Source organism: Burkholderia sp. 4M9327F10, assembly GCF_005503145.1.
Lineage (GTDB): Bacteria > Pseudomonadota > Gammaproteobacteria > Burkholderiales > Burkholderiaceae > Paraburkholderia.
Genome location: NZ_SCNV01000140.1, coordinates 1 through 1,638, shown reverse-complemented (window position 1 = coordinate 1,638; position 1,638 = coordinate 1). Strand labels below are relative to the sequence as shown.

The window sequence follows — 1,638 nt, the reverse complement described above, 5'->3', positions numbered from 1 at the left end:
TAGTCGGGCCTGCAAAATTCAGTTTGCCTGACGCACGACGCCGATCGGGCATTTTGTCGGCGCAGGAAGGTTAGGCCGCCGGAAGCGTCCGCTGCGCAAGCAGCGGATGCGACGAGATATTGACGATCCAATGCAGCCAGGCGAGGACAAAAAAGATGGGCCCCAGACCGAGGCGAACAATCGCACGCAACAGCCAGCGCAGGTTGTAGCCCGTGGCGCACAGCACGGCATGCAGCGCATCGCCGCTTTGCCCCTTGAGCCAGCAACGACGCATACCGTGATCGTGCTTCACATGACCGATGATCGGTTCGATCGCCTGCCGTCGCTTGAGCCAGCGCCGCTGCGCGCTGGTCAGTGTCTTGTGTTTTCCGCGATGAATCAGGTTTACTGATGATATTTCCGCGTCAACACCGCGAAACCCGAGATCGACCAATACGGTCTTCGGCTGCGGTGTACCGGGCAGGTCCTGCAACAGAATGGTGCTCTGTTCGAGTTGCTCGGCCAGCGTATGGCCGTCATAGGGGTTGCCAGGGAACGCCCGGGCACCGACGATCAACCCTTGTTTCTCGGTAATCGCAAGGCTCACCTTGACGCCGAACTCGTAGGGTTGCCGCGCCTTGCCTTTACCGATGCATTCAACTTCAGGCGCATGCAATGCGTACAACTTGTTCTTGTCCTTTGGACGTTGGCGGCAGATGCGCCACGCCCGCTCGAGCCACACGCGCAGTTGTGTCTGTCGTTCGTCCGGGGCTGCGAACAGCTTGCGTTCGATGTCGCGCAGCAACCGTCCCAAGACTGTGCGCTGACGTTTCAGTACACGACGCAGGCGCTTGAACTGCTTCGCATGGGCATAGCCGCCTGCGCGGCGCCGCAGCCGCTTGCCTTCGCGCTCGTAGGTTTGCTTCAACGCCAACCCGGCGCGCTGCGCCAGTTGCACGAGTCTGGCCCGTGACACCTCAAGCAGACGGCTGTCGGTCGGATACGCAATCGCCTTTTCTTGAACCGTGGTGTCGACAATCACGCGCTCGAATTCGACCGGCGTCACCGCCTTCATCTGCACCGCAGCCGCGATCGTCGCCGCGAGCAGTTCCTCGACACCGGCTTCGCCCAGCGCCTGCCGAAAGCGCACCAGGTTGGTCGGGTCGCACGGCAGACGCGGCTGGAAATACTCCTCGCCGCAGAAGAACTGGAAGTACACGTCCTGCGCCCAGCGCTCGCACACCGATTCGTCACTCTCGTTGTAGGCGTGCTTAAGGTACAGCAGACCGACCATCAACCGCATAGGCAGGCGCGGACGTCCAGCCGCACTGACGCCGCCGGCAAGTTCCAGCGAGTTCGAGCCAAACAGGTCAACCGCTTCGCTCACCCGCCCATCGCGTGAGTGTCGCTCGAACAAAGGAGCAAGCGTCGTTTCGATTGAAGCCCACGACATCTTCGTTGCCAGCACGGCAAGCGGGTGACGCAGATCAATCATTGCGTCCAGACGGCTACGAAAGAAATCAGGCGTGCTCATCGGCGACCACTCCGAAACTCCCAGAATCTTTATCAGATCGATATTCGTTCTGGGAGTTCTATTACCCGCCAACTAACCGCATCGCCAGGCTAGGCAGCGCCTTACGAACTTCTGCAAGGCAGACT

1 protein-coding gene is annotated in these 1,638 nt (G+C 60.4%); it reads right to left on the bottom strand.

The window, feature by feature from the left end; genetic code table 11:
• Positions 1-70 precede the first annotated feature (70 nt).
• A complete protein-coding gene (locus tag FFS45_RS41445) occupies positions 71-1,513 on the bottom strand; it encodes an IS5 family transposase (protein ID WP_137960352.1) in 1,443 nt (480 codons plus the stop codon).
• Positions 1,514-1,638: the final 125 nt, after the last annotated feature.